The organism is Paraburkholderia rhizosphaerae (assembly GCF_004366595.1).
GTDB lineage: Bacteria > Pseudomonadota > Gammaproteobacteria > Burkholderiales > Burkholderiaceae > Paraburkholderia > Paraburkholderia rhizosphaerae.
The window spans coordinates 208,114-231,193 of the sequence record NZ_SORE01000009.1 but is presented as its reverse complement, the minus strand read 5'-3'; the positions used below and the strand labels follow the sequence as shown (position 1 = coordinate 231,193).

General features: G+C 63.7%; 15 protein-coding genes. 6 read left to right on the top strand and 9 right to left on the bottom strand.

What is annotated here, in order from left to right; translation table 11 throughout:
• Window positions 1–42 precede the first annotated feature (42 nt).
• The 5 genes from BX592_RS14290 to grpE all read right to left on the bottom strand — a co-directional run bounded on the left by BX592_RS14290 (window position 43) and on the right by grpE (window position 6,538).
• A complete protein-coding gene (locus tag BX592_RS14290) occupies window positions 43–1,983 on the bottom strand; it encodes a chorismate-binding protein (protein ID WP_134192439.1) in 1,941 nt (646 codons plus the stop codon).
• Window positions 1,984–2,018: 35 nt separating this feature from the next.
• Entirely contained in the window at window positions 2,019–3,155 is a 1,137-nt protein-coding gene (gene dnaJ / locus BX592_RS14285) for a molecular chaperone DnaJ (protein ID WP_134192438.1), read from the bottom strand.
• Window positions 3,156–3,413: 258 nt separating this feature from the next.
• Window positions 3,414–5,363, bottom strand: coding sequence for a molecular chaperone DnaK (gene dnaK / locus BX592_RS14280; RefSeq protein WP_134192437.1), 1,950 nt, complete (start codon window positions 5,361–5,363; stop codon window positions 3,414–3,416).
• Window positions 5,364–5,506: 143 nt separating this feature from the next.
• Window positions 5,507–5,899: a thioredoxin family protein gene (locus BX592_RS14275; RefSeq protein ID WP_134192436.1), complete on the bottom strand. Its 393-nt coding sequence runs from the start codon at window positions 5,897–5,899 to the stop codon at window positions 5,507–5,509.
• A 57-nt stretch (window positions 5,900–5,956) separates the two neighbouring features.
• Window positions 5,957–6,538, bottom strand: coding sequence for a nucleotide exchange factor GrpE (grpE, locus tag BX592_RS14270; RefSeq protein ID WP_134192435.1), 582 nt, complete (start codon window positions 6,536–6,538; stop codon window positions 5,957–5,959).
• Between the two features lie 395 nt (window positions 6,539–6,933).
• Here grpE and BX592_RS33810 point away from each other — a divergent pair, with 395 nt between their 5' ends.
• The gene (locus BX592_RS33810; RefSeq protein WP_166676358.1) at window positions 6,934–7,095 is read left to right on the top strand and encodes a hypothetical protein; all 162 of its coding nucleotides are present in this window, start codon (window positions 6,934–6,936) and stop codon (window positions 7,093–7,095) included.
• Here BX592_RS33810 and BX592_RS14265 read toward each other — a convergent pair.
• The 3 genes from BX592_RS14265 to hrcA form a co-directional block, all read right to left on the bottom strand.
• On the bottom strand, window positions 7,067–7,474 hold the full coding sequence (locus BX592_RS14265; protein ID WP_134192434.1) for an RNA-binding S4 domain-containing protein: 408 nt from the start codon (window positions 7,472–7,474) through the stop codon (window positions 7,067–7,069). The two genes, BX592_RS33810 and BX592_RS14265, sit on opposite strands and share 29 nt — an antisense overlap.
• 173 nt (window positions 7,475–7,647) lie before the next feature.
• Window positions 7,648–8,718: a ferrochelatase gene (gene hemH / locus BX592_RS14260; protein WP_134192433.1), complete on the bottom strand. Its 1,071-nt coding sequence runs from the start codon at window positions 8,716–8,718 to the stop codon at window positions 7,648–7,650.
• Window positions 8,719–8,882: 164 nt separating this feature from the next.
• Window positions 8,883–9,917 carry a heat-inducible transcriptional repressor HrcA gene (gene hrcA / locus BX592_RS14255; RefSeq protein ID WP_134192432.1) on the bottom strand — a complete coding sequence of 345 codons (1,035 nt, stop codon included), beginning with the start codon at window positions 9,915–9,917 and terminating at the stop codon, window positions 8,883–8,885.
• Window positions 9,918–10,233: 316 nt separating this feature from the next.
• Here hrcA and BX592_RS14250 point away from each other — a divergent pair, with 316 nt between their 5' ends.
• Both BX592_RS14250 and recN read left to right on the top strand, forming a co-directional pair.
• Window positions 10,234–11,142 carry an NAD kinase gene (locus BX592_RS14250; protein WP_134192431.1) on the top strand — a complete coding sequence of 303 codons (909 nt, stop codon included), beginning with the start codon at window positions 10,234–10,236 and terminating at the stop codon, window positions 11,140–11,142.
• Between the two features lie 214 nt (window positions 11,143–11,356).
• The gene (recN, locus tag BX592_RS14245) at window positions 11,357–13,030 is read left to right on the top strand and encodes a DNA repair protein RecN (protein WP_134192430.1); all 1,674 of its coding nucleotides are present in this window, start codon (window positions 11,357–11,359) and stop codon (window positions 13,028–13,030) included.
• A gap of 110 nt (window positions 13,031–13,140) precedes the next feature.
• Here recN and glnE read toward each other — a convergent pair whose 3' ends face one another.
• Window positions 13,141–15,933: a bifunctional [glutamate--ammonia ligase]-adenylyl-L-tyrosine phosphorylase/[glutamate--ammonia-ligase] adenylyltransferase gene (gene glnE / locus BX592_RS14240; protein ID WP_134192429.1), complete on the bottom strand. Its 2,793-nt coding sequence runs from the start codon at window positions 15,931–15,933 to the stop codon at window positions 13,141–13,143.
• A 190-nt stretch (window positions 15,934–16,123) separates the two neighbouring features.
• Here glnE and BX592_RS14235 point away from each other — a divergent pair, with 190 nt between their 5' ends.
• From BX592_RS14235 to tldD, 3 genes are all read left to right on the top strand, one after another.
• Window positions 16,124–20,329 (top strand): YhdP family phospholipid transporter, encoded by a 4,206-nt coding sequence (locus BX592_RS14235; RefSeq protein ID WP_134192428.1) that lies wholly within the window; start codon window positions 16,124–16,126, stop codon window positions 20,327–20,329.
• Window positions 20,330–20,539: 210 nt separating this feature from the next.
• Window positions 20,540–21,397 carry a carbon-nitrogen hydrolase family protein gene (locus BX592_RS14230; protein WP_134192427.1) on the top strand — a complete coding sequence of 286 codons (858 nt, stop codon included), beginning with the start codon at window positions 20,540–20,542 and terminating at the stop codon, window positions 21,395–21,397.
• Window positions 21,398–21,558: 161 nt separating this feature from the next.
• Entirely contained in the window at window positions 21,559–23,025 is a 1,467-nt protein-coding gene (gene tldD, locus BX592_RS14225; RefSeq protein WP_134192426.1) for a metalloprotease TldD, read from the top strand.
• Window positions 23,026–23,080: the final 55 nt, after the last annotated feature.

The window sequence follows — 23,080 nt, the reverse complement described above, 5'->3', positions numbered from 1 at the left end:
CACGTAGCCCGTTACGTCGGCGGCGTGAGCGCGAACCGCGCGTTAGCCGACAATCCGCGCCGGCAGTGCGCCGCGCAGCGCATTGCAGAGCAGCAGCGCGTCAGCATTAAGCACGTCGTCACGGGTCAGCACGCGTTCCCCGGCGCCCATTTGCGCGTCATCGAGCAGCACCGCGCGCATCACGCCTGGCAATACGCCGCATGCTAGCGGCGGCGTCCACCACTTCCCGTCGATCTGCACGAATACATTCGACCGGCCGCCTTCGGTCAGTTCGCCCCGCTCGTTGAAAAAGAGCGTGTCGAACGCCTCCAGCGCTTCCGCTTCTCGCCAGCCGCGGTCGTATTCGGCGCGGCGCGTCGTTTTATGGCGCAGCAGCGGGTCGTGCGAGTGCACGTGAGCAAAACCATGCTCGGGGCCAAGCAGCACGCCAACGGTTTCGCCGGTGAGCGGCACAAGCGGCGCCACTGTCAGCTCAACCGCGCCGGCCTTGTCGATCACGAGTCTTATCCGATGCGGCTGGCCAGCTTGCAGCGTATTGCACCGCGCGGCAAGCCGCGCGCGCACATCGGCAGCGTCGAACCGGAAACCAAGCCAGCCCGCACTTGCGCCAACGCGCGCGAGATGACGGTCGATATGCCGCACGCCCGCTTCGTGGGTGGCGTACATCGTTTCGAAGAGTTGGAAGCCGGGGTCGGCTTCGGTCAGGAAACGCGCTTTCAATTGACACTCCGCGTATTCGTCGGCCGCCACGCTGTCGAGCACGATACCCGCGCCGATACCTAACTTGCCGTGGTAGACGCCCGTCGGCTCAGGCGCTTCTGCGGGCGACGACGACGGGTCGCGCGCCGGGGTTTGCCGCGCCGCCGCCGGTTCAAGCGTCAGCGTGCGGATCGCGACCGACAGGCAAAAATCGCCGCAACGCTGCGTGGCCGGCGCCATCGGTTGCGCGGGCGCGTCAAGCCAGCCGATCGCGCCGGTGTAGAGCCCGCGCGGCGTGCTTTCGAGCACGTCGATCAGTTGCATCGTCTTATGTTTCGGCGCGCCGGTAATCGAACCGCACGGAAACAGCGCCCGCAGGATATCGGCAAACGACGTGCGCGGCCGCAGCAGCGCAGTGACCGTCGACGTCATCTGCCAGACCGATTCGTACGGCTCGACCGAGAACAACGCCGGCACTTTCACCGAACCTGTCTGCGCGACCCGCGACAGATCGTTGCGCAGCAGGTCGACGATCATCACATTCTCGGCGCGGTTCTTCGGATCGTGAGCGAGGAAGTCCGATGCCGCGCGGTCCTCGGCCGGGTCGCGCGAGCGCGGCGCGGTGCCCTTCATCGGGCGGGCGCGCAGCGCGCCACTTTTCTTTTCGATAAAGAGTTCGGGCGAGCACGACAGCACCCAGCGGCTATCCGGCAGCGCGATCAGTGCGCCGTATTGGACCGTCTGGCGCGCGCGCAGCCGCCTGAAAAGAGCAGCCGGCGGCCCGAATACATCGAAGGCGAGCCGGTATGTGTAATTGATCTGATACGAGTCGCCGGCACGCAGCGCATCGTGAATCGCGTCGATGGCCCGCTCGAACTCCGGATAATCGACGCTCGCCTGCACGCCGCCCGTGCCCGCAATGGATGGCTCGACCGCGCCGCTGTCGCGCTGCACGAGCCACACGTCCACTTCATCGCGCGATAGCTTCGCGCAGTGGTCAAACAATAAAAAACGCAGCGCACCCGATGTGGACGGGCCGCGCTGCGTTGGCGTCGTTTTGGTGAAAGCGAGGTTACGGCCGAATTCGTAGTCCGCTAGCACGACCGCGTGCAGGCCGCGGCGCGTATCGTCGGCGGCCGCCTCGCATACCGTATCGAGTTGCGCACCATCGGTGCACACGTGCTCATGACGAAAGCCCGTGTACAGACGACTCGAGCGGCGCAGCGCGGTCGAGTTGCAGTCGTCGAGCAGTGCGAATACGGCATTCGGATCAACGGCCGTCATGGGTACCGCCGACATCAGGTTGCACTAACTCGAATTTAATCGAAAAAGCTCTTGACCCGGTCAAACCAGCTCTTGCTTTGAGGGCTATGACGCGCACCACCCTCGACAAGCGACTTCTCGAATTGCTGCAACAGATCCCGCTGCGTGTCGGTCAGCTTGACCGGCGTCTCGACCTGAACATGCACGTAAAGGTCGCCGGCGATGCTCGAACGCAGACCCTTGATGCCCTTGCCGCGCAGACGGAACGTCTTGCCCGACTGCGTGCCTTCCGGCACCGTAAAGCTCGCGCGGCCAGCCAGCGTCGGCACCTCGATCTCACCGCCCAATGCCGCCGTGGTGAACGGGATCGGCATCTGGCAATGCAGGTCGTCGCCGTCGCGCTCGAAAACCGAGTGCGGCTTGATATGGATCTCGACGTAAAGATCGCCCGACGGACCGCCATTGATGCCCGGCTCGCCATTGCCGGCCGAGCGGATGCGCATGCCGTCGTCGATCCCGGCGGGAATCTTCACTTCGAGTGTCTTGGTTTCCTTGGTCTTGCCTGCCCCATGGCAATGCGTGCAAGGCTCGGGAATATAGGTGCCGGTGCCATGGCACTTCGGGCACGTCTGCTGGATGCTGAAAAAGCCTTGCGACATCCGCACGGTGCCGCTGCCGCTACAGGTCGGACAGGTTTCCGGCTTCGTGCCTGGCTTCGCGCCCGAGCCGTGGCAGACCTCGCAGGACACCCAGCTCGGCACGCGGATTTGCGTGTCGTAGCCATGTGCCGCCTGCTCCAGCGTGATTTCCATGCTGTAGCGCAGATCCGCGCCGCGATACACCTGCGGGCCAGCGCGGCCGCCGCGGGCAGCGCCGCCAGCCGCCTGGCCGAAGATGTCGCCGAAAATATCGCCGAACGCGTCGGCAAACCCGCCGAAGCCCTGGGCGCCCGCCGCCCCCATGTTCGGATCGACGCCCGCGTGGCCGTACTGGTCGTACGCGCCGCGTTTCTGCGAATCCGACAGCATTTCATAAGCTTCTTTCGCTTCCTTGAAATGCTCTTCCGCATCCTTGTTGCCCGGATTACGGTCGGGGTGATACTTCATCGCGAGCTTGCGATAAGCCTTCTTGATCTCGTCGTCGCTCGCGTTCTTCGCGACGCCCAGAACCTCGTAGTAATCCCGTTTCGCCATATCGGTTCAACGCCATCCGCGCACTGCGACGCGGCGGCTCCTCATGAATGCTGGAGTCTAGCGACTCGCCCGGAGCTGGCCTCGCGCGGCTGTGTGCCGGCGCAAAGCCATGCCCGCCATAAAACAAATGTGCCCGGAGAGCCGTGAAGGCTCGCCAGGCGCGTTTTCCGTACGGCTCCCTACAGGGTTTACCGCAGGTCTTGTAGCCGGGCCGCGCGCGACTCGATACGCGCGGCCTTGGTCAGACGGCACCTCGGCTTAGTCCTTCTTCACTTCCTTGAAGTCCGCATCGACAACGTCGTCGGACTTCTCGCCTGCCGCTGACGCGTGGTCGGCGGCCGCGGCACCCGCCGCTGCGCCGGCCGCACCCTGCGCGGCCTGCATATCGGCGTACATCTTCTCGCCGAGCTTCTGCGACGCGGTCGCAACCGTCTCGATCTTCGCTTCGATCGCGGCCTTGTCGGCCGAGGCGTTCTTCAGCGTCTCTTCGAGGTCCTTCAACGCTGCTTCGATCTTTTCCTTCTCGCCGGCGTCGAGCTTGTCGCCGTATTCGGTGAGCGCTTTCTTCGTGCTGTGCACCAGCGCGTCGCCCTGGTTGCGGGCATCGGCCAGTTCGCGCAACTTGTGATCTTCTTCGGCGTTCGCTTCCGCGTCCTTCACCATCTTCTCGATCTCGGCTTCGGACAGGCCCGAGTTCGCCTTGATCGTGATCCGGTTTTCCTTGCCGGTCGCCTTATCCTTCGCGCCGACGTGCAGGATACCGTTCGCGTCGATGTCGAAGCTCACTTCGATTTGAGGCACACCGCGCGGAGCCGGCGGAATGCCCTCGAGGTTGAACTCGCCGAGCAGCTTGTTGCCGGCCGCCATCTCGCGTTCGCCCTGGAACACCTTGATCGTCACCGCCGACTGGTTGTCGTCGGCCGTCGAATACACCTGCGCGTGCTTCGTCGGGATCGTGGTGTTCTTGTTGATCATCTTCGTCATCACGCCGCCGAGCGTCTCGATGCCGAGCGACAGCGGAGTCACGTCGAGCAGCAGCACGTCCTTGCGGTCGCCCGACAACACCTGGCCCTGGATCGCGGCGCCAACGGCAACGGCTTCGTCCGGGTTCACGTCACGGCGCGGATCCTTGCCGAAGAACTCCTTCACCTTTTCCTGCACCTTCGGCATACGCGTCATACCACCGACGAGGATCACGTCGTCGATTTCGCCGACCTTCACGCCCGCATCCTTGATTGCCGTACGGCACGGTTCGATCGTGCGCTCGATCAGTTCTTCGACGAGCGCTTCGAGCTTCGCGCGCGTGAACTTGAGATTCAAGTGCTTCGGACCCGACGCGTCCGCCGTGATGTACGGCAGGTTGATGTCGGTCTGCTGCGTCGACGACAACTCGATCTTCGCCTTTTCAGCCGCTTCCTTCAGGCGCTGCAGCGCGAGCACGTCCTTCGACAGGTCGACGCCCTGCTCCTTCTTGAACTCGCTGATGATGTAATCGATGATGCGCTGGTCGAAGTCTTCACCACCGAGGAACGTATCGCCGTTCGTCGACAGCACTTCGAACTGCATTTCGCCATCCACATCCGCGATTTCGATGATCGAAATATCGAACGTACCGCCGCCGAGGTCGAACACCGCGATCTTGCGGTCGCCCTTTTCGGCCTTGTCGAGACCGAACGCGAGCGCGGCCGCAGTCGGCTCGTTGATGATCCGCTTCACTTCGAGGCCGGCGATGCGGCCGGCATCCTTGGTCGCCTGACGCTGGCTGTCGTTGAAGTACGCGGGAACGGTAATGACGGCTTCGGTAACCGGCTCGCCGAGGTAGTCTTCGGCGGTCTTCTTCATCTTGCGCAGTACTTCCGCGGAGATCTGCGGCGGCGCGAGCTTCTGACCGTGCGCTTCAACCCACGCATCGCCGTTTTCAGCCTTGACGATCTTGTACGGCATCAGGCCGATGTCCTTCTGGACTTCCTTCTCTTCGAAGCGGCGACCGATCAGACGCTTGACCGCGAACAGCGTGTTCTTCGGGTTGGTAACCGATTGGCGTTTAGCAGGCGCGCCGACGAGCACTTCGTTGTCGTCCATGTACGCGATGATCGACGGCGTCGTGCGGGCGCCTTCCGAGTTTTCGATCACTTTGACCTGATTGCCTTCCATCAGCGCCACACACGAGTTCGTGGTGCCGAGGTCGATACCGATGATTTTGCCCATTTTGACTAATCTCCTGACTTTGATCGCTGCGGAAACGCCGTTCATTTGCCGGCCGTCCCGCCCCTCAATTCATACCTGCACTCAAAATAAGTACGTCGGCAGTGTTTTCAAGACCTTTCGCTTTATGCGGTCTTTAATTTTTTTCAATCGCCGGCCGCCGCGCGGATCTTCTCACGGGCGGCGGCTACCGCAGCCTCGAACTGAGCGAGGCCGTGCCAGCCGGTCGCACGGCCGAGGCGCTTGCCCCGATGGAAGAAAAACCAGGTCGGCACGCCATGCAGCATAAAGCGGCGGCCAAGCTCGCGATGTTCATAGACATTGCTGTGAAACCAGCGCAAGCCGAGCGCACGGATCGCGTCCGGCCGGGCCAGCATCGCTTTCTTCGCGATTTCGCAGTTGAAGCAGTCAAAGCCCCAGAAAAACACCACCGCCAGTTCGTCGCCGGCGGATTCGAGGCCGGCGTCGAACGAGTCGGCGCTCAATTCCCCCATCTCGAAAGTAGCGAAGGCGGATGCATCAACAGCGATACTGGCCATAAAGCGTGATTGCGACAAAGCTGGCTGACATTGAATGCCGGAGGAGACACGCCACCGTTACTTCGGCTGCGCGACCGTGACGAGCGCCGGGCGCAGCACCCGGTCGTTGATCACATAGCCCTTTTGAAGAACCGAGACGACGGTATTCGCTTCCTGTTCGGCCGGCACCATCGACACTGCCTGATGGCGATGCGGGTCGAACTTCTCGCCGACCGGATTCAGCGCGACGACGCGCCCTTTCTCGAGCGCACCGGTCAACTGACGCAACGTCAATTCGACACCTTCGCGCACTTTCACGAGGTCATCGGAAGAGTGAGTAACGGCGGCTTCCAGGCTATCGACCACCGGCAGCAGATGCTCAGCAAAGTTCTCGATCGCGAATTTGTGCGCCTTCGCGATGTCTTCCTGCGCGCGGCGGCGCACGTTTTCGGTTTCGGCCTTCGCGCGAAGGAAGCTCTCCTGCAACTCGGCGACCTTCGCCTGAGCTTCGGCGAGTGCGGCTTCTGCGCTCGACGGCGTGCTCGCGGACTGCGCGTTTGCGGCGCCAGCCTGCTGCGCGGCTTGATCGGTAGCCTGGCGCGCGGCATCGTCGGCGGGCGTGGGATTCTGGCTCGTCGGTTTCTCTTGCGTGTTTTCCATGTCGCTGAAAGTCGATAAAAAATTAAAACCATCCAGACAGCCGGCGTGCCGCCCGGCGCTCAGGGTTGACCGACCGGTTACGGGCCGGTTCACCGTCCACAACGCTCGTTGCAAATCCACAACATGCCGGCTGCGCAGCAATCGTGCAGATAGGGATGCCGCACACGGTTTCAAGCGGTGCGCCAGCCCTTTTTGCACCGCGACGGGGCAATAAATCGCGGCGGGAAATTCGCCGTAACACCGATTACTCGACCGCCATCATATTGAGATTGAGCGCGATTCGCGAGTGGCCTAAACTCATTGAGAACGTCGGAAAAGGCATGTTTACCCTAATCTGACGTATCCCTTACCACCGAACCGCCCGTTTCCCGCTCTGGATCTCCTGGGGGAGTACCGTGAAACTGACCTTCGCAATATCGGTGGTCGCTTTGGTGCTCATCGCGGGAACCACGACCATCTGCATGTCCGGCGCCGTCAACGACCACACCACGGAGTATGGCGGTGTGCACGCGACGATGGAAAAGCTGTTCAATCCCCACCTGAAAGTTTGTCGATAACTCGCCGGTCGCGTTTGGTCGGCCGGCCGTGCAGCGTCGCGGCCGGCTCCTGGAAATGCTTACGCCGCTCCAGTTCGACCTGCCGCTTTACCCGGCTTTCGTTCGTTTCCGCATAAAGCGTTTGCGCGACCGAAGCCGGACCACGCACGTCGCACACACCCAATACCTGCACCTGCCAGACGACCCGCTCGATCTCGATCTCGACAAGATCGCCGACGCGCACGTCCTTCGCCGGCTTGACCGTCGCGCCGCCGATGCGTACCCGCCCCTTGTCGACCGCTTCTGCCGCAAGCGATCGCGTTTTGAAAAAGCGGGCGGCCCATAGCCACTTGTCGATACGTAGCCGTGCGTCCGGTTCGGTCGAAATCCTGTAGTTCATCTATCCGTCAATCTGACATTCAAGCGTGTCGTGCGCCGCAAAGTTACCGACGCACACGAAGCAAACTACGGGACAGGCGACGCAGATGCCATACCTGCCGTCGACTGGCGCCAGTACACCGGCGCTCCATCGCCACGCGCGGCGCAATTCAATCTCGCCCGAACCGCGTACGCTCACGACGCAACCGCCGCTTGCGGCGCGCTTGTCTGCACCGGCCAGCCCTGCAGGTGCTGCGCGACAATTTCGCCCAGCGCGGCGATCCATGCGTGCGTCGCATTCAGGCAGGCAATCGCATGGAACTCCTTGCCTCCCGCGTGTATGAATTCGTCGCGAACCTCCATGCCGATTTCCTCGATCGTCTCGAGACAGTCGGCCGTGAAGCCGGGGCAAAAAACATCGACACGGCGCACGCCCGCGGCGCCCAGTTCCTTCACGGTCGGCGCCGTATAAGGCTGCAGCCATTCGGCCTTGCCGAAGCGCGACTGGAACGTGACCCGGCACTCGACCGGCGTCAGTTCGAGCGCGCGCATCAGCAGGGACGCTGTTTGCTGACACTGCTCGTGATACGGATCGCCGAGGTCCAGCGTACGTTTGGGCACGCCATGGAAACTCAATACCAGTTTGTCTCCCGCCGCAAAATCGGGGCGCCCGTGCGCGTGCCAGTGGTGATGCACCTGGGCCGCAAGCGCGGCGATATACGCGGGATGGTCTGCGTACTGGCGCACAGTGCGAATCTCAAGCTGATTGCGCATCCGTTTGAGCGCGCCGAACGCCGCGTCGAAGGCTGTCGCGGTGGTCGACGACGAGTACTGAGGATACATCGGCATCAGCAGCACGCGCTCCGCGCCCGCCAGCTTCAACTGATTCAGCATCGACGGGATGTTGGGCGTGCCATAGCGCATCGCGTAGTCGACGATCACCGCGTACTCGTTCGCGTGCAGCAACTGGCGCAGTCCTTCCACCTGCTTTTCCGTGTAGACCCGGAGCGGGGACCCTTCGGGCATCCATACCGCCGCATATTTCTTTGCCGACGCCGGACTGCGGAACGGCAAGATCATTGTGCGCAAAATGATTTGCCAGAGCGCCGCCGGAATTTCCACCACGCGCGGGTCGGACAGAAACTCCGCGAGATAGCGCCGCACCGCGCCGGTCGTCGGTGCATCGGGCGTACCGAGATTGATCAGCAGGACCGCGACGCGATGTGCGACAGCAGACTGCAGAGGCCGCTCGAGATCAAAGTGCATGGGCAACAGGCAATAGCAAATGGGCAAACTACAAGGACCGCTGTACGCGGCAACGCTTTCAGGTGAAAGCCATTATAGCGGTGCGGTCCATGGCCGAAAGCTGGCCATTCGGCAGATAGGCAGGCACAGCGCGCTGTCGCATGATGGCGGCAACCGCAAAGCCGCTATTGCTGGCTCAGCGTCAACGACAGAAGCCGCGCGGTGATGTCGACAATCGGTATCACACGGTTATAAGCCATGCGTGTCGGTCCGATTACGCCGAGCGTACCGACAATCTTGCCGTTCACCTCGTACGGCGCGGTCACGACGCTCATTTCTTCGATCGGCACGAGATTGGACTCGCCGCCGATGAAAATCTGCACGCCTTGCGCGTGGCTCGACACGTCGAGCAACTGAAGGAGGCTGGTCTTTTGGTCGAACACATCGAACAGCTTGCGCAAACGCGCCATGTCCGACGAAAGGTCGGCCACTTCGAGCAGCTTGCGTTCGCCAGAAATCAACACGGTTTCGCCGGTGTCGGTTTCATCGGTGCTCGCGGTGACCGCCGCGTGCATCAGCGTTGTCATATCGCCGCGCAGCTGGTCGATTTCCTCGCGCAACCGGCGCCGCACTTCGTCGAATGACAGCCCCGCAAAATGCATATTGATGTAGTTCGACGCCTCGATCAGTTCGGCCGGCGAGTAGTCGCGCTGGGTTGCCATCATGCGGTTCTGCACATCGCCTTCGGGCGTCACGATAATCAGCAGAATGCGCTTGTCGGACAGGCGCATGAATTCGATCTGCTTGAATACGTGGCTGCGCCGCGGCGTCAGGATCACACCGGCGAACTGCGACAGGTTGGACAGCACGCTCGCCGCAGCTGCGACAATCTTTTGCGGCTCGCCGGCCTGCAGCGTGTCTGCCTGCAAGGTCTTCTTGACGGCTTGTGTGACGGCGGCTTCGTCGGCGACCGATTCGACAGTCAACATCGTGTCGACAAAGAGCCGGTATCCGCGCGGCGTCGGAATGCGCCCAGCCGACGTATGCGGGCTGATGACGAGACCGAGTTCCTCGAGGTCGGACATCACGTTGCGGATCGTCGCCGGGCTCAGTTCGAGCCCGGAGTATCGCGACAACGTGCGCGAGCCGACCGGCTGACCTTCGGCGATATACCGCTCGATCAGCGTTTTGAGGAGGGTTTGTGCGCGAGGATCTAACATGGCGAAAAATTCTAGCTCAATGACGATGCTGCCGCGAGCCTTAATCACACCCCTGATGACAACCCTGAGCGCACCGGCCGGCGGGCTCGCCCAAGCGTTGCGCTGCTGCACGATGCGAAGCGAACCCGTTATGCGAAGGTATGCGCCGATGCGCCAAACCACACGCCGGCCAGCCTTTGTCATCGCCGCTTCACCATTCTAACGATAATCGACTACAGGCTGGACGGCGGCGCCCACCCGCGCCAACGCCCATTGCCGCGCGGTGCCGCGCGCGGCGACGGTTCTTTTCGGCACGCAGCTATGGTGTAATGCCGGCATGCAAGTTACCAGCCAGTTCAAGACCGTTGCGCTCGTCGGGCGCACTCAGACGCCAGGCATCGGCGAGCCGCTGATGCAGCTCGCGTCGTGCATCGCCAAGCGCGGCTTCGAAGTCGTATTCGAAGCGCAAATCGCGCAGGAGATCGGCGTGACCGGCCACCCGGTGCTGACGCCCGCGGAGATCGGCGCGCGCGCCGACGTCGCCGTCGTGCTCGGCGGCGATGGGACGATGCTCGGCATCGGCCGGCAGCTTGCACCGTACAAGACCCCGCTAATCGGCATTAACCATGGCCGGCTGGGCTTCATCACCGACATCCCGATCTCCGACATGCAGAAGATCGTGCCGCAGATGCTCGGCGGCAGCTTCGAGCGCGAGGAGCGCATGCTGCTCGAAGCGCGCATCATGCGCGAGGGCGACCCGATCTATCACGCGCTCGCGTTCAACGACGTGGTCGTGAACCGCAGTGGCGTGTCCGGTATGGCGGAGCTGCGCGTGTCGGTGGACGGCCGCTTCATGTACAACCAGCGCTCGGACGGGCTGATCGTCGCGACGCCCACTGGTTCGACCGCGTACGCGCTGTCGTCTAACGGGCCGATCCTGCATCCGCAACTCGAGGGCATCGTGCTCGTGCCGATCGCGCCACACGCGCTGTCGAACCGGCCGATCGTGCTGCCCGACCATTCGAATGTCAGCATCCAGATCATTTCGGGCCGTGACGTCAACGTGAACTTCGATATGCAGTCGTTCACGTCAATGGAGCTGAACGACACGATCGAAGTGCGCCGCTCGCGTCACATGGTGCCGTTCCTGCATCCGGTCGGTTATAGCTACTACGCGACGCTGCGCAAGAAGCTGCACTGGAACGAATACCCGTCGCACGATGACGATGAGCCCGATGAAGACTGATCCGGAGAGTTGAGCGCCCGAAACAACAGAATCGCTGCGCAATGACCGCACGAACTGACTGGCGAGCCGGTCGACAAACCCGGCGGCATTGGATACGCAACAGCGCGCAATAACGCGCAACACCGAGCAATAACCCGCATCAACCTGCACGATCCGAACGTTCAATCCGAAGACTGACCCGCACGCTGCCGGACACTACCCACTAACCGACTCCATGCTTCGCCACCTATCGATTCGCGATTTCGTCATCGTCGCCGCACTCGACCTCGAATTCGACAGCGGCTTCACGGTTTTCTCCGGTGAAACCGGCGCCGGCAAGTCGATCCTGATCGACGCGCTTGCCCTCGCGCTCGGCGCTCGCGCCGACGCGGCCGTCGTGCGCACCGGTGAAGCGCGCGCGGACATTACCGCGGAATTCGATATCCATCCGCAAGTTGATCAGTGGCTCGAAGCACATGCGTTCGCGACGCCGGCGGACGACGATGAATCGCATGACGGCACGGTGCTGCTGCGCCGTGTGATCGACGCGAACGGCCGCTCGCGAGCGTTCATCAACGGTACTGTTGCGACGCTTGCGCAGTTGCGTGAGGTCGGCGAAATGCTGGTCGACATTCACGGGCAGCATGCACATCAACTGTTGATGCGTCCTGACGCGCAGCGCGAGCTATTCGATACGCACGCGGGCCTCACTGAAGTGGCGGCCGCCGTCGCGCGCGCATGGCGCGGCTGGCGCGACGCGGCGCAGGCGGTCGAACATGCGCAGACGCGCGACCGCGAGATCCAGCTCGAACGCGAACGGCTCGCGTGGCAGCTCGCCGAACTGGACAAGCTCGCGCCGCAGCCGGGCGAATGGGAAGAGGTGAATAGCGAGCACCATCGCCTGTCGCATTCCGCGAATCTGATCGATGGCGTGCAAAGCGCGCTGGGCGCACTGTCCGAATCGGACGAAGCGATGATCACACAGCTCGGCTCGATCGTCTCGAAGCTGCGCGATCTCGCGGAAATCGACGCTGCGTTGAACGACGCACTCGCCGCGCTCGAACCGGCGGAAATCCAGCTGCAGGAAGCGGCCTACTCGCTGTCCCACTATGCGCAACGGCTCGAACTCGATCCTGACCGGCTCGCACAGGTGGAAAAGCGCCTCGACGCGTTGCATTCGGCCGCACGCAAGTTCCGGCTGCAGCCCGAAACCTTGCCCGAAGAACATCAGACGCGCCGCGCGCAACTGGCCGCGCTCGACGCCGCGGCCGACCTGGACAGCCTGCGCGCCGCCGAGAGCAAGGCAAAGGATGCTTTCCTCGCCGAAGCAAAGCAGTTGTCGAAGGCGCGCGCGAAGGCGGCAAAGGCGCTTGGCTCGGCAGTCACGACCGGCATGCAGGAACTCTCGATGGCCGGCGGCAGTTTTGAAGTGGCGCTCGTCGCATTGCCCGAAGGCGGCGCGCATGGGCTCGAACAGATCGAATTCCGGGTTGCCGGCCATGCGGGCGTGCCGCTAAGGCCACTCGCGAAAGTCGCGTCGGGCGGCGAACTCGCGCGTATCAGTCTGGCGCTTGCCGTGATCGCGAGCGCCGCGAGTCCGACGCCGACGCTGATCTTCGACGAAGTCGACACCGGCATCGGCGGGGGCGTCGCGGAAGTCGTCGGCAGGCTGTTGCATCAGCTCGGTCAAAACCGCCAGGTGCTGTGCGTCACGCACTTGCCTCAAGTCGCCGCGCGCGGCGACCATCATTTTCAGGTGGCGAAGAGCACGAATGGCAAGCGCGGCACGCTCAGCACCGTGACGTCGCTGGACAAGGCGAGCCGGATCGAGGAAGTCGCGCGGATGCTAGGCGGGCTCGAGATCACCGCGACCACGCGCAAGCATGCGAAGGAAATGCTGACCGCATAGCGGCGAAAGGTTGAAGCCGCCGCACACCACGTACGCTGATGTGCGCTGACGTGCGCTACCGCGCTCATCAAGCGCGCCAGCTCCCGCGCGGCGGCAGCCACGCTACCGCGCTAGCCGAACACCCGCTCCCACAGACGCAACACCGCGTCACGCTCGGCACTGACCGTCTCCGGTTCGACCCGTGCCTTTTCCATCCCATCGAGGCGCAATTTATGCTGCAGCTGCCGATATCGCCGGTAAGCCGCGCCGACCGTTTCCGCTTCGTCGCCGCTCATCAGCCCGAAGCGCGACACTTCGCGCAGCAGCGCAATATTGCCGGTGTTACGGATCAACTCCGGATCGCGCGCCGCGTGCAATAGCACCCAGTATTGAACCGTGAACTCGATGTCGACCATCCCGCCGCGGTCGTGCTTCAGATCGAACAGCGGCGTGCGATTCGGATGCCCTGCCTCGACGCGCTCGCGCATCTCGATGATTTCCTTCGCAAGCGGCGCCGCTTCGCGCGGCATCGTCAGCACCTGCTCGCGAATCGCCTCGAACTGCGCGCCGATCTGCGTGTCGCCGGCGCAGTACCGCGCCCGGGTCAACGCCTGATGCTCCCAGACCCACGCGGTATTGGCCGCATCGCCTTCGCGCAGCTGATAGCGGCGAAACGCATCGAGATCCGTGACCAGCAGGCCGGACTCGCCGTTCGGCCGCAAACGCAGATCGATGTCGAACAACGTGCCCGCGCCGGTCGCGGTCGTCAGCCATGAAATCAGGCGGCGCGTGAATGTCGCATACACATCGGGCGCGACGTCGGCCGGGTCGTCGTACAAAAAGATCAGATCGAGGTCCGACGCATAGCCCAGTTCCTTACCGCCCAGCTTCCCGTACGCGATGATCGCAAAACGCGGCACATCGCGGTGACGCTTGGCGAGCTGATTCCAGACAGCTTCGATCGTCACGTCGAGCACCGCGTCGGCAAGCTCCGACAAACGGTCGCTCACGTGCTCGACGCTCAGCTTGCCGGCGAGGTCGATCAACAGAATCCGGAACACCTCGGCCTGGTGCGCGTGGCGCAGCAGGTCCATCTGGTGTTCGACGCCGTCCGCCGCCGCGAGGCGCAGCCGCAGCGTGCGCTTGAACTCGGGCCAGTCGAACGGGCTTGCCATCGCTTCGTCGTCGAGCAGTTCGTCGAGCAGCTGCGGATGGCGGATCAGATATCCGGCCGCCCAGCGCGACGCGCCGAGCACCGACAGCACCCGGCGCAGCGCATGCGGATACTCGGTCAGAAGCGCCAGATACGCGCCTCGCCGGCTCACCGCCTCGAGCAGATCGAACATCCGCGCGATCGTATCGCCGCGCCGTTGCAGCGGCTCGACTGTGCGCGCCGAGTCGAGCGCGCGTTGCGCGACGATATCGAAGCGCTCCCGGCTGCGCTCGGGCAGCCCCGCATAGCGCGCCGAATGCCAAACCGCGCGCAGCCGCTCCAGCAACCCAGCCGGCTCCGCAATGCCCAGTTCGACCAGGCGCGCGGCAAGCGCGTCGTTGGCGCTGTCGTCAGCCAGCGCGCTACTCCACACCCATGCGGCCGCGCCGTCGTCAGGTGCGGCGTGGCCGTTATCACCGTTCACCTTGTCGGCAAAGATCTGATCGAACTGCTGCTCGACCCGCTCGCGGTGCGCATCGAGGCTCGCCATCAACGCGGCATAGTCGGCAAAACCCATCGACTGCGCGACGTTCGCGCGTTCGTGCTCGTCGACCGGCATCGCATGCGTCTGCGCATCGTCACGGTATTGCAGCCGGTGCTCGAGCTTGCGCAAGAAGCGGTAAGCATCGGTCAGCGCTTCGCAGACAGGCTGCGCGATCAGGCCGCGCGCGCTCGCGTGGCGCAGTACCGCGAGCGTCGGCCTGATCCGGAAGCCCGCGTCCTGGCCGCCGCGAATCAGCTGGAATACCTGCGCGCTGAACTCGATCTCGCGTATCCCGCCGCGGCCGAGCTTGATGTCGTCTGCCTTGTCCGGCCGCATCGTCGCGCGACGCTGCGCTTCCTGACGAATCTGCAGATGCAATGCGCGAATCGCGCCGATCACGCCGAAGTCCAGATAGCGGCGATAGATAAACGGCTTGACGATCGCATCGAGCAGGTTCGCGAGGCGCCGTGCCTCGGCACTACCGTGCTCGGACACGAGCCGCCCTTTGATCCACGCGTAACGTTCCCACTCGCGCCCCTGCACATAGAAATACTCTTCGAGCATGCCGAGGCTGCAAACGAGCGGCCCCGAATCGCCGTTCGGCCGCAGCCGCATGTCGACGCGAAACACATAGCCGTCGCTGGTCACTTCGGCCAGCGCGCCGATCAGGCGCTTGCCGAGCCGCGTGAAGTAGTCCTGGGTCGCTATGGCTGGGCGCTGGCCGCCCGCTGTCTCACCGTCGTCCTCGTAGACAAAGATCAGATCGATGTCCGACGAAACGTTCAGTTCGCGGCCGCCGAGTTTGCCCATGCCGACGACGCCCAGCGCGATCCGCTCGCCGTCCGGACCGCGCGGCTCCCCGTACATCGCTTCGAGTTCAGAGGACAGCACCGCGAGTGCGCGCTGGATCGCCGCTTCGGCCAGATCCGTCATCGTGCCGGTCACTTCGGTGACGTCCGCGAGACCTGCAAGATCGCGCTCCATCGCGGCGCAAAACACTTCGATGCGCAGTTGCCGCAGTGCCCGTTTCAGTGCATCTTCGGTAAGCGGCGCGCCGTCGGCACCGCGCAGCGCATCGCACAGTTCGTCAAGGCGCGCATCGATCCGCTCGCGCGTGACACGCGCCGCCGCCAGCGACGCGACGCGCTCCGCAACCTCGGGGCGCGCGCTGTATGCGCGTGATGCGTAATGCGAATAGCTGGAACTCAGCAGCTTCGTATAGGTCATGAAAATCTGGCTCGCTCGTTGCTTGATCCCGCATGTGCGCCGACAGCGGTGCGACGCGTTGTCAAAAAAGCCGGCTCGCTCGCCGCCAGGCCCCGCCGGCACAGGGTTTGCCGGAAGTACCAGTTGGCGGCGCGTGTGATACATTTCATCGCTAGTCCGCAAAACTACCATACGCCCAACTTGCCTCAGCATGTCCGAGCGAAACCTACCCGCCGACCGGCACGATGCAGGACGCGTCCGGCAACACGGCGGAGGCGATCATGTAGTGCTGCGGCATACATTGCACGTGGTGCTGGGCGTCGCGCTCGTCGCCTACTTCCTCGCGTTGTTGCTTGTGCTCGGGCTGCGCTATGTCGTGCTGCCGCAGGTCGAGTCTTTCCGGCCGCGCATCGAAGCAATCATTTCCGAAAAAATCCACGCACAGGTAGCGATCGGTAAGCTCACGCCGCACTGGGTCAGCTTCCAGCCTGGCGTTGAAGTTACCGATCTGACCATTCGCGGCCATGACGGCCGTCCGGCGTTGTCGATCCCGCACGCAAGCGCCACCGTTTCGTGGAGTTCGCTGTGGAAACTCAAACCCATCCTGTCGAGCCTCGTCGTCGATCAGCCTGACCTGCTGATCGAGCGCAATGACGACGGCACGCTGTCGGTTGCGGGCGTGCAATTGCCATCCGGTCATAGCGGCAATGACACGTTTTCCACCTGGCTGCTGCGTCAGCAGGCGATGGTTCTGCGTGGCGGCACGCTACGCTGGCGCGACGCAACACATGACGTGCCGGAAATCGCATTGCAGAACATCCGGCTCGCGATCCTCAACGATGGCAACGAGCACCGCTTCGCACTGCAAGCGCCCGCGGACGGCAAGGTGCTGTTCGGTCCACTCGATTTCCGCGCGCATTTCAAGAGCGCACGCACCGGTGCGATGGGCAAGCCGATCAACTGGAGCGGCAGCGTGTATCTATCGACAGGCCCGGTCGATCTGCCGATGCTCGCGCGTTACATCGACTTTCCGATCGCCACTTACGCGGGCCGCATCGACAACGCCATTTGGGTCGAATTCGCGCAAGGGCGAATCCTGTCGGCCACCGGCGAATTATCCGGCAGCAACATCGCGCTGCGTGTGAAGCCCGCGCAGCCGAAGCTCGATGTGCCGGTCGCCCGTTTTTCGTGGACCTTCGCGCACGAAGCCGACGAGTACACGCTGCAATTGAATAACCTCGTCGCGGAACTCGGCCAGCCGCCGCTTCCTGACGGCACGCCGGTCACGCGTACGCTCGCGCTGTCCACGCTGAACGGCCGCCTGCGCAAGCAAAGTGTCCAGCACGGCCAGCTGCTCAGCGTCGCCGGCGATCGTGTCGACCTCGGCATCCTCGCCGAATTCAGCCGTGCGCTGCCGCTGCCGCGCCGCCTGCTGAACGGTCTGGTGCGCTTCAATCCGCGCGGCATCGTGTCGAACTACACAATCGAAGTCGAGCGTGAAAAACCGGAATCCGGCGAAGCCGCGAGCGAGCGCAGTGAAATGAGCGCGGAGCCGATTGCGCACTACACGTTCAAGGCCGATCTTCAAGGCATCAGCGTCGCCGCGCAGGAGCCGCCGCCGGGACTGACCGCGCGCGGCCATCCGCGCGCGGGTATTCCGGGCTTCGAGAATCTGTGGGGCTCGGTCGACGCGAATGAAAAGCAAGGGTCGATCGCACTCGATACGGCGAACGCGGCCATTACACTGCCGGGCGTTTTCGACAACCCACGCCTCACGTTCGACCGTCTGCAGGGCAAAGGCAGCTGGACCGTCGCGCCCACCATCGCACCCGGCGACAAGCACAAGGCATTCAAGGTCGACGTATCCGAGCTCAAGGTCGCGAACGACGACACCGCCGCCAGCGCAAGCGCCAGCTATTCGAACGCCGGACATGGACGCGGCTCGCTCGACCTGAGCGCGAAATTCGAGCGTGCAAAGGTAGCGAGCATCACTCGCTATCTGCCGACCGGTATCAGTGAAAAGGTGCGCATGTATCTGGGCCACGGCCTGCAAGCGGGTATGTCGCGCGGCGGGACCATCGAGATACACGGCAATCTCGACAAGTTTCCGTATGCGCGCGACCCGAGCGCCGGCGTGTTCCGCATCGTCGCGCCGTTCAGCAATGGCCGCTTCGACCCGACGCCGTATCCGCCGCGCACGCTCAAGAACGGCACGCCCAGCATCTGGCCAGGCTTTGACGGCATCGACGGCGTGTTCCAGCTGAAAGAGAACCTGTTGCGCTTCGATGTCGACCGCGCGCATTACAAGCGAATCGCGATCAGCCGGGTAACCGGCAAGATCGACGATCTCGGCAATCGTGCGTCGAGCCTGGTGATTACCGGCGGCGCGCGCGGCCCGCTTGCGGACATGCTCGACTATGTCGACGACAGTTCGCTCGGCATCATGACAAAGCACGTCACGCGGAAACTGAAGGCAGAGGGCCCCGCCGCGATCGCGTTGCGACTGACCGTGCCGCGTGCGCCACTCGATCCGAACGCGCCGCGGCCACGAGCGAGCCTCGCCGGGTCGGTCACCTTCGAGAACAACCGCATCGCGATGCAGAAGATGCCGACGCTGTCGCAACTGACCGGCAGAGTGCGCTTTACCGAACACACCGCGCAGGTCGACAACCTTGCCGGGCAATTTTTCGGTGGCGATATTCATGCAAACGGCGGGTTGGACGCAAACGGCACGTATGCGCTCGACCTGAACGGCCACGTCGCGCTCGAGGCGGCGCGCGAGCTCGACCTGCACGGACTCGCGCCGCAGGTGCTGAGTCACGTTCAGGGCAGTGCGCCGTACGCGCTCAGCGTGCACGGCGCGAAGGGACGCCTGCCGGAGATTTCCGCCCATTCCGATCTGACCGGGCTCGCGCTCGACTTTCCCGCGCCGTTCAACAAGTCGAGCGGCACGCCGATGCCGCTGAGCATATCGTTCAAGCCCCCCGCTGACGGCGACAGTAGCGGCCTCGAACGCGCCGACATGACCGTCGGTCCGATCGCCGCAACCTATCTGCTGCAAGGTGAGCCGCGCCAGATGCCGAAGGTCGTGCGCGGCGCGATCGGTGTGAACCGGCCGGCCGATCTGCCTGCCGAAGGCGTCACCGCCGCGGTCGATCTCGACACACTCGACGCCGACGCATGGCGCGCGCTCTTCATTCAGATGCGCAATGCGAATCAGGGCGTGGCTCCGGTGCCGCCAGGCGAGACCGCCGCGCAGTTCGTGCCTGACCGGTTCGCGCTGCATATCGGCACGCTCACGCTGCTCAAGCGCCACTGGGAAAGTGTCGTGGTCGGCGCGTCGCACATCGATAGAAAGTGGCAGGCGAACGTCGCGTCGAATCAGGTGTCCGGCTATGTGTCGTGGCTGCCGGGCGCGACCCGCGAGTCGCCGGGCACGCTGCAGGCGCGGCTAGCGCGCCTCGTCATTCCGGCGGTGACCGATAACGACCTGCTCGGGCCGGCCATGCAGCAGCCCGCGCAGAACATGCCGACCATCGATCTCGTCGTGAACGACCTGATCGTGCGCGGTCACAGCGTCGGCCGGCTCGAGGTCGATGCGCACAACTTCGAGGAAGATGGCGTGCCGGTCTGGCAGCTCGACAAGCTCGACATCAGCAATCCGGCCGCAACGTTCACCGCGACCGCGAACTGGCGCACCTTGCGAGAGTTCGGCGCGGTGACTGACGAAAGCACGCCACGCCGAACCGTCGTCGATTTCAAGCTCGATGTGAAGGACGCAGGCGCGCTGCTCGAACGCTCCGGCCTGCCGCGCACGATCAAAAACGGTGAAGGCACACTGGCGGGAAAAATCGGATGGCGCGGCGGGCCGACGCGGATCGACCTTCCTTCGCTCAATGGCAATATGTCGGTCGACTTGCGCCATGGGCAAATTCTGAAGGTGGATCCCGGCGTCGCAAGGCTGCTCGGCGTGGTGAGCCTGCAAAGCCTGCAGCGCATCGCAACGCTCAGCTTCCGCGATGTATTCGGCGAAGGTTTGCCGTTTTCGAGCGTCACCAGCACCAGTGAAATCAAGGACGGCGTCGCCCGCACCGACAACTTCAGGCTGGTCACCGCACCGGGTCGTGCGGAAATGCACGGCACGATCGACCTCGCGCATGAAACGCAGGACCTGAACGTGCGCGTGATTCCGACGGTCAGCGTCGGCGCGGGCGTGGTGGCGGCGACCATCATCAATCCGCTGATCGGGCTCGGCGCGCTGATCGGCGATATTGCGCTGTCACAGTCGATCGAACACGGGTTCGCGCTCAACTTCGCGATCACCGGATCATGGGCAAAACCTCACGTCGAGCGGGTCCACGACGATCGCGGTAAGATGGACGGCGTACCGGCGGCGGAAGCGGCCGTGCTTCATTAACCGTAGCGGTGCGCACTGTCCGGCGGGCGTCGCGGAGCCCGGGCTGCTGCTGCGCAGCATACTTCGCGTAAGCCGGATGGCCGCACGGATTGCAGCAATGTCCGCAGCCATTCACCGGCCCGTCAGAATTTCCGCCTCGCGGTTTTCGTCTACGTCCGGCGGCGCGCTTTGCGGTTAGCGCCGTCCCGAAGGGAGCCTTTCGATACGCTCATGAGCGACCCACACGCGCAATCTCCGGCCGGCGCAGCACTGGAAAAGCCGTCCGCCTCTTACCGCGTCGCCGCGCTGCAGATGGTCAGCACGCCGGAGCGCGACCGAAACCTCGCCGACGCCGAAACACTGATCGCGCAGGCCGCTGCTGAAGGCGCGCAGCTCGTGCTGCTGCCCGAATACTTCTGCTTCATGGGCTTCAAGGACACGGACAAGCTCACCGTGCGCGAACCGTACCGCGATGGCCCGATCCAGCGCTTCCTGTCCGATGCGGCGCGTCGGCACCGTGTGTGGGTAATCGGCGGCACGCTGCCGCTTACCGCGCCGGAAGCGTCACACGTGCTGAACACGACGCTCGTATTCGATCCGCACGGCCGCGAGACGGCCCGCTACGACAAGATCCACCTGTTTAACTTCGAAAAAGGCGACGAATCGTTCGATGAAGCCCGCACGATCCGTCCCGGCGATGCGGTGCGCACCTTCGATGCGCCGTTCGGGCGCGTCGGCCTGTCGGTCTGCTACGATCTGCGCTTTCCGGAGCTGTACCGGCGCATGGGCGACTGTGCGCTGATCGTCGTGCCGTCCGCGTTCACGTATACGACCGGCCGCGCGCATTGGGAAACGCTGCTGCGCGCGCGGGCGGTGGAGAACCAGTGCTACGTGCTCGCAGCCGCGCAAGGCGGCAAGCACGAGAATGGCCGCCGCACATGGGGACACAGCATGCTGATCGACCCCTGGGGCGAAGTTCTCGATGTTCGCGACGAAGGCGCGGGCGTCGTCGCCGGCGAGATCGAACGGTCGCGCATCGACGAGGTGCGGCAAAGCCTGCCCGCGTGGCGGCATCGCGTGCTCGGTTAGCGCCGCCGCCGTTCGCAATCCGATGCAACATCAGGCAGTTTCACGCAAAACGCAGGAACTCAAACGAGAACGTCCCACATTGAAAGCGCATTGAGCGTCACCCATATAGCAAAGCAATGCGCGCCGTCCGAATCCCTTGAATCGAGCCGAATCTACTTCGCATGAACATCATCGAACCCAGCATCCGTAATCTTGCGACCGCCAAGGACGTGCTCCTCACGCCCTACGGCCTCGACGAAGCCCTGCTGACCCGCACGCTCGCCGACATCTTCACGCATCGCGTCGATTACGCAGACCTTTATTTCCAGGCGACGCGCAGCGAAGCGTGGAGCCTCGAGGAAGGCATCGTCAAATCCGGCAGTTTCAGCATCGACCAGGGCGTCGGCGTGCGTGCCGTGTCCGGCGATCGCACCGCGTTCGCGTACTCGGACGACCTGTCGCCGGACGCGATTCGCCAGGCGGCGATCGCCACGCGGGCGATTGCGAAGGCCGGTGGCGGCAAACAGAAGATCAAGGCGGCGGCATCGCTGACCGGGGTCAGTGGCCGTGACCTGTATCTGCCGTCCGATCCGCTGCATTCGCTCGACGCGACCGCGAAGGTCAAGCTGCTCGAGCGGATCGAGCAGATGGCGCGCAGCCGCGACCCGCGGATCACACAGGTGATGGCAGGCCTCGCGGGCGAATACGACGTCGTGCTGGTTGCGCGCAGCGATGGCGCGCTGGCTGCGGACATCCGGCCGCTCGTGCGCGTGTCGGTGACGGTGATCGCTGAGCAGAACGGCCGCCGCGAAATCGGCAGCGGCGGTGGCGGTGGCCGCTTCGACTACGGCTATTTCACCGACGACGTGCTGTCGCGTTACGTCGACGACGCGGTGCATGCCGCCCTCGTGAACCTGGACGCGCGTCCGGCGCCGGCCGGAGCGATGACCGTGGTGCTCGGGCCCGGCTGGCCCGGTGTGCTGCTGCATGAGGCGATCGGCCACGGGCTCGAAGGCGATTTCAACCGGAAGGGGTCGTCCGCATTCGCAGGCCGCATCGGCGAACAGGTTGCGGCGAAAGGCGTCACCGTGGTCGACGACGGCACGCTGCCGAATCGCCGCGGGTCGCTCAACATCGACGACGAAGGCAATGCGACGCAATGCACGACGCTGATCGAGGACGGCATCCTGAAGGGTTATATCCAGGACACACTGAACGCGCGCCTGATGAACATGCCGGTCACCGGCAACGCGCGCCGTGAATCGTATGCGGCACTGCCGATGCCGCGCATGACGAACACCTACATGCTGAACGGCGATAAAGACCCGCAGGAAATCATCGCGTCTGTGAAGAACGGCCTCTATGCGGTGAATTTCGGTGGCGGCCAGGTCGACATCACGAACGGCAAGTTCGTGTTCTCGGCATCCGAGGCATACATGATCGAAAACGGCAAGATCACGTATCCGGTCAAAGGCGCGACGCTGATTGGCAGTGGCCCGGAATCGCTCAAATACGTCAGCATGATCGGCAATGACATGTCGCTGGATACCGGCGTCGGCGTGTGCGGCAAGGAAGGCCAAAGCGTGCCGGTGGGTGTGGGTCAACCGACACTGCGCATCGACCGGATGACGGTCGGCGGCACGGTCTGACGACCGAGCCGTGCGCACGCTTTCCGCATGAATTGCGCAAAGCGTGCGGATTTTC